Consider the following 5,772-nt stretch of genomic DNA (forward strand, 5'->3'; position numbering starts at 1 on the left):
GGCGCGATACGGCCGGCCAAGCGCCCGCTGACCCAGGCGCCACTCATGATGCCCCCGATGGTGAAGCAGAAGAACCAGTAGAACTGCGTCGGCGCGAGGCCGAGATGCTCACCCAGAAAGACCGGCGCCGCCAGCACGTAGAGAAACATGCCGTTGAACGGAATGCCGCTGGCCAGCACCAGCAAGACAAAGCGCCGGCTGCTGCACATCTGCCGGTAGCCGCGCAGCAGCGAGACCGGATGGAAGGGCTGCGCCTGGTCCTTGTGCAGGGTCTCCGGCAGCAGACGCCAGTTCGCCACCAGCAGCACCGCACCTACCAGCACCAGGAACCAGAAGATCGAGTGCCAGTCGGCATGCACGAACAGGAAGCCGCCCACCATCGGCGCCACCGCCGGTGCGACTCCAAAGAAGATCGTCACCTGCGACATCACGCGTTGCGCCTCGGCCGGCGGGAACATGTCGCGGATGATGGCGCGTGACACCACCACCCCAGCCCCGGCCGACATGCCCTGGACGGTGCGCCAGAACACCAACTGGCCGATGCTGTCGGACAAGGCGCAGCCCAGCGAGGCCAGCGTGAACACCGCCATGCCAGTCAGCACCACCGGGCGCCGCCCGAAGCTGTCAGACAGAGCGCCATGGAACAGGTTCATGAACGCAAAGCCCAGCAGGTAGCCCGACAGCGTCTGCTGCATCTGCACCGGCGTGGCGTTCAGCGCCGCGGCAATGCCTGAGAAGGCCGGCAGATAGGTGTCGATCGAGAACGGGCCGACCGTGGCCAAGCCGGCCAGCAAGAGGGCCAAGGCCCAGCGCGGCGCGCGCCAGAGGGTCGCTGAATCAGGATTCATTGGGGGGGGAGAGAGAACGTGCGCAGAGCACCCCGCTCGTCGCACGAGGGCCGAAGAACCGCCGGCTCAGTGTAGCTGCCACGCTTACACTGCCGCCCTTCTAGGATTCCAGCAACGAGCGTTAGATGGGCAAGCAGTTGAATGTCGGTGTGATCGGCCTGGGTGTGATGGGACAGCGCATGCTCGCCCGCATGGCCGGCCACGAGCGCCTGCGCGCCGTGAGCGTCTGGGATGCCAATCCCGACGCTGTCGCCCAGGTCCGGCAACGCTGGCCCGAGTTGCGGATCGCGGATTCCGCAGAGTCGCTGATCCAGGAATCCGGCCTGCACAGCCTCTACATCGCCACCCCGCCCGCGGCCCACATGCCGCTGAGCAACCTGGCCTTCGACGCCGGCCTTAGCGTGTTCTGCGAGAAGCCGCTGACGGTGGACTTCGACTCGGCGCGCCAGACCATCGCGCGCATCTCAAGCGAGAAGCGCCGGGCCGCGGTCAATTTTTCACTGGCCTCGTCGGCGGGTCTGAGCGCGCTTCAGCGTGCCTTCGGTGCGGCCTCCCGGCTGACGCTCGGCCAGTTGCAAAGCGTCGAACTCGAACTGGCCTTTGCCGCCTGGCCGCGCCCCTGGCAGGCCTCGGCCGGCGCCTGGCTGTCGCAGCGCGGTGAAGGCGGCATGGCGCGCGAGGTGTTGTCCCACTTCATCTTTGCGATCCAGCGCGTGCTGGGCAGCTGCAGCGTTACGAGCAGCGCCGTCGACTATCCCGATGACGGCCAAAGCGCCGAAACCGGCCTGAAGGCCGAGCTGGATGCCTCTGGCGTGCCGATTCGCATCTGGGCGCGCGTGGGCGGCGGACTGGCCGATTACAACGCCATGCGCTGGCAGGCCAGCGCAGGCGAGTTGGAACTGACCGAATGGTTCAGCCAGGCCCGCGAACGACAGGCCGATGGCAGCTGGCGTGATCTAGGCCAGGGTGAAGCCTGGCGCACTGCCGCGCATCTCGACCAGCTCGACCAATGGGTGGCGATGATCGAAGGCCGCTCGCATTGCCTGCCAGGCTTTGCCGAAGCGCTGGCCGCGCAGGAGACCATCGAAGCCATCCTGGCTGGCCGAGCCGCTTGAAAAGAAAGTGTGAAGCAAGCCGATAGGCCGGATTCTGTGCAAGACCTGACCCTTGCGGGCCGGGTCTTGTGACCGCCATTCCTCTGGGCCGGACATCACTGTCCGGCTCGGTGCCACCTACCCGCCAACTCTGCGAGCCGCATCAACGCTGGCCTACTTGGTGTTGCTGCGCGTAGAGATTGCCCGTTTCACCCGAAGCGGGCTTGCACCCGCTTCGACTCGTCTCTGTTGCTCTGATCCTCGGCTTTCGCCGGGCAGCCGTTAACTGCTACGCCGCTCTATGCAGTCCGGACCTTCCTCCAGTGCCGTGTTTCCACGCTTGCACCAGCGGCGGTCTGGCTTGCTTCACGGGACCGATTATCGCTGCAATCAAGTTCAGTCAGCTTCGGCCGGCTCGTCCGTCTCGTCTTTGGCCGCCTTGCGCGCCAGCTCGGCCTCCAGCGGTCGCAACGATTCGATCAAGGCCTCGGGCGGTTTGGGCTGAACCATGCGCCACTCGGGCGGTGGCAGCGTGCTGAGGTAGAGCGGCCCGAACAGGTGCTGCTGATCCTGCTTGCGGGCGGCCATCAGCAGCAAGGCGGCAAACAGCAAGCCGCCAAGCCCCCAGACCAGCGCACGGCGCGCCCGCGGCCAGACCAGCACCGCATGCCACCACAGCATCGCCGCCAGGCCAACCGGGAACAGCAGCGCATCCAGCACCAGCAGGCGCGGCGCCGAGAACGCATAGGCCAGCACCGGCAGGCCAAAGGTCAGCACATGCAGTCCGGCCACACTCAGCAGAGCGCGCCACAGATGGGCAACAAAGGGGAAGCGGTGCTGGAACAACTGCGTCAGCAAAGCCCAGCCCGCCGCCCAAAGCAGCAACACCGCCAGCGGACCGAGCACGGCGCCGCTGTACTGGATCCAAGGCGAGCCGGGATTGAGCGCCGACCACTGATCGAACCACAACAGGCCCAACCAAAGCAGCAGCAAAGCCGGCAGCAGCACCTTGCGCTGAGGCCCCGCCTCGGGCAGCAGCGCCAACTCGGGGGGCAGCGGGTCCGCTGCGCGTCGCAGGCGCAGACTGGTGGCGCCGAGCTGGAAAACCTCGCCCGGCTCCAGGGTCAGCGTCGCTCCAGCGCTGAATCGACGCCGACCGACGGCCGCGCCATTCAGGCTCGGCAGCAAGAGCAGCCGCGCCGCACCGTCCTCATCGAGTTCGAGACGCGCATGCTGACCCGCCAGATGCGCGTCGTCCAGCACCATGTCGCAGGCAGGCGAACGGCCGATGCTGCAAGGCCAGCCCTGCACCTTGTGAACCATCCGCAGCTGGCCGTCGCGGCCCAGCAGCTCGATCACTGCGCCCGTGTCCATCCGAAGCCTCCGAGGTAATGGGCGCTCAGGCGCAGCGCGTTGTCAAAACTGACGCCATGCGCGTCAAAACGGCCCAGCGCGCCCTCGGTGCGGCCGTCCACCGTGGTGACCAGCACACTCAGATCGTGCAAGCCTTTGAGCTTTCGATAGGCCCGCAGGCAGATCACCGCCCGCAGCGGCGGCCCCTTGCCGTCGGCCTGCTGGACAAAGTCCTCCTTGCAGTGCGGAGCCGTGCGGTGCTTGTCATTGCGGCCCAGGTTTTCATTGCGAAAGCTCGCGGTGTACTGCTTGGCGAAGCGCGCCGCACCGAGCTTGGAGCCGTCATAGGCCTCATGCGCCATGTTCAGGAAACCGGTCTGCAGCCCGCCATTGATGAAGATTGCATGCTCCATGCGGCATTGCGAGCGCTGGAACTCCAGCCCCTTGCTGTCAGCCGGCGTGCCGCGGCCCCAGCAGCGCATGAAGTCTTCCTGCGGGACCGGCAGGCGGTAGCGGTCGTGATCGGCGCTGCGCCAGGGCTGGGCGATGAAGCGAGCGCTCAGCTCGTCCTGATAGGCCATCAGTTGCTGCCGCAGATCTGGCCAGGCCGGGCCCGCCATCGCCTTGGCGTCCCGGCTGCGCGCCAGCAGCGCACTGGCATAGGGCGCCGGCACCAGAAAGCTCATCTGTTGCGCGAAGAACATGGCCGACACATTGATGCCGACCACACGCCCCTGCTCATCCACCACCGGCCCGCCGCTCATGCCGGAATTGATGCTGCCGGAGTAATAGATCAACTCGTCGAAGCTGCGCTCGACCATGCCGTTGTAGGTGCCCTCCACCACGGCAAAGGCCACATCATGCGGATTGCCCATCGAATAGATGCGGTCGCCTTTGGCCAGAGGCTGCTCGGGCGGCCGAAAGCGCAGCGGCGCGACGCCGCGCAGACCATCACCGGCGATCTTCAACAGCGCCAGATCGCGCCGCACATCGAAATCCAGCAGCTGCAGCTCGCCCTGGCGGCCATCGGTGGTCGCGTAACGCAGGCGATAGCGAGACGGTTCCAGCGCCGCCTGGCTGATGACATGGTAGTTGGTGATCACATGGCCGTCTTCGCTGACCAGGAAACCGGAGCCGACCGAGGCCTGGCTGTCCTGGTTCTGAAGCAGTGTGCGGATCTGCAGCAGCTGCGAGCGAGCCTGCTCGTAGACCCGGCGGGCGGTGGCCGAGACCGGGCTGGCCTGCGCTGGCGCACTGGCTGCCGCTGCGGCAGGCGCCGTCTGCGCCTGCAAGACCGGGACAAACCCAAGGGCCAGCAACAGGCCGGCCAGTAGAGGGAAGATTCGCAAAAGGAGGGCTCCCTGAATAGTTGCGCCGATGCTAGCCGGTTTGCTGCAGCCGGCTGCGCCGGGGGCGGAACACATGCTCGTCGGCATAGAAGTCGGCCTCCGCATTGCCGGCCCACCACCCCGGCACCCCCAGCACTGGCAAGGGATGGAAGGGCTTGGCTGCCAGTTCGTCGACATCGAGAGCGGCTGCTGCCGCTTCGAGCGATTCAACCAGCAGCACGTGCGCGCAGATCGGCTTGCGCGGCTGCAGCAGCTTCTCCAGCAAGGCGTGGCCCACCAGCTCCAGCCGGGCATGCTGCCACAGCGGCCGCAGCTCGATGAAGAGGCGCGGCCAGTCGCGCGCGACCAGGGCTTGCGCCAGTGCGGGCGGCGCCTGCAGCAACGCGCCGTTTTCGTCGAGCAGCGTCAAGGCATCACGCAGCGCACCGCGCCGACCCTCGCCGCCCCCCTCCAGGCCCTGGCCGTGCCAGGCGTTGAGGCGCGCTTTCAACAGCGGCTGACGCAGCCAGACCAGGCCATTGAAGAAGTCATGCGCGTTGTCGCGCGTCGGCACACTGCCCGTGCGGGCTACGAAGGCCTCATAGGCCTCGCTCGGCGGCAGTGCCTGCTGCGACACGAAGTGCAGCCCGCCTGTCGACAGCTCGATGGGAAGGCGCCGCAGTTCCTCGTTCAGCGCCTGCGCCACCGAGACTCCGGCCGCGCAGCGCGCCTGGACACGCTGGCCAGCCTCGCAGTAGGGCGCCAGCCAAGGCGCGCGCCAGTTCGGCGCGAACAACGGCGACTGCAGCAATCCAGCGCTCAGGGCAGCAGTTGCCAGCCCAGCGCCTCGCCGCCTCGCAAAGGCTTGAGCTGCGCGTCGCCAAAAGCCACCCGCTCAGGCAGGGTCCAGTCCTGCTTGCGCAGCGTGACGCGGCCGCTGTTGCGGGGCAGGCCGTAGAAGGCCGGGCCGTTGAAGCTGGCGAAGGCCTCGAGCTTGTCCAGCGCGCCGACCGACTCGAAGGCCTCGGCATACAGCTCCAGCGCCGACAGCGCCGTGAAACAGCCCGCACCGCAGACCGAGTTCTCCTTCATCACCGAGGCATGCGGTGCGCTGTCGGTGCCGAGGAAGAACTTGGTGGAACCGGAGGT

General features: G+C 67.0%; 5 protein-coding genes, 1 other RNA gene and 1 pseudogene. 1 reads left to right on the forward strand and 6 read right to left on the reverse strand.

What is annotated here, in order from left to right; all coding sequences use genetic code 11:
* Nucleotides 1-848: multidrug effflux MFS transporter (locus ACIQ67_RS18970; protein WP_397535939.1), on the reverse strand; the 848-nt coding region annotated here is incomplete at its 3' end.
* A 125-nt stretch (nucleotides 849-973) separates the two neighbouring features.
* Between ACIQ67_RS18970 and ACIQ67_RS18975 the strand changes: the two genes are divergently transcribed.
* On the forward strand, nucleotides 974-1,963 hold the full coding sequence (locus ACIQ67_RS18975) for a Gfo/Idh/MocA family protein (RefSeq protein WP_397535940.1): 990 nt from the start codon (nucleotides 974-976) through the stop codon (nucleotides 1,961-1,963).
* 7 nt (nucleotides 1,964-1,970) lie between these two features.
* On the opposite strand, the gene rnpB is transcribed toward ACIQ67_RS18975, so the two are convergent.
* From rnpB to ACIQ67_RS19000, 5 genes and pseudogenes are all read right to left on the reverse strand, one after another.
* Nucleotides 1,971-2,310, reverse strand: an RNA gene (rnpB, locus tag ACIQ67_RS18980) — RNase P RNA component class A.
* A 28-nt stretch (nucleotides 2,311-2,338) separates the two neighbouring features.
* Nucleotides 2,339-3,316 (reverse strand): FHA domain-containing protein, encoded by a 978-nt coding sequence (locus ACIQ67_RS18985; protein WP_397535941.1) that lies wholly within the window; start codon nucleotides 3,314-3,316, stop codon nucleotides 2,339-2,341.
* Nucleotides 3,298-4,644: a serine protease gene (locus tag ACIQ67_RS18990; RefSeq protein WP_397535942.1), complete on the reverse strand. Its 1,347-nt coding sequence runs from the start codon at nucleotides 4,642-4,644 to the stop codon at nucleotides 3,298-3,300. Before ACIQ67_RS18990 ends, ACIQ67_RS18985 begins: the two co-directional genes overlap by 19 nt.
* Before the next feature lie 31 nt (nucleotides 4,645-4,675).
* Nucleotides 4,676-5,419, reverse strand: a complete 744-nt coding sequence (locus ACIQ67_RS18995) for a DUF3025 domain-containing protein (protein WP_397535943.1) — start codon at nucleotides 5,417-5,419, stop codon at nucleotides 4,676-4,678.
* A 23-nt stretch (nucleotides 5,420-5,442) separates the two neighbouring features.
* Nucleotides 5,443-5,772 (reverse strand): annotated as a pseudogene (locus tag ACIQ67_RS19000) (dihydroorotase); the annotation flags it as partial.

Source organism: Roseateles sp., assembly GCF_044373315.1.
Taxonomy (GTDB): domain Bacteria; phylum Pseudomonadota; class Gammaproteobacteria; order Burkholderiales; family Burkholderiaceae_C; genus JACDQM01.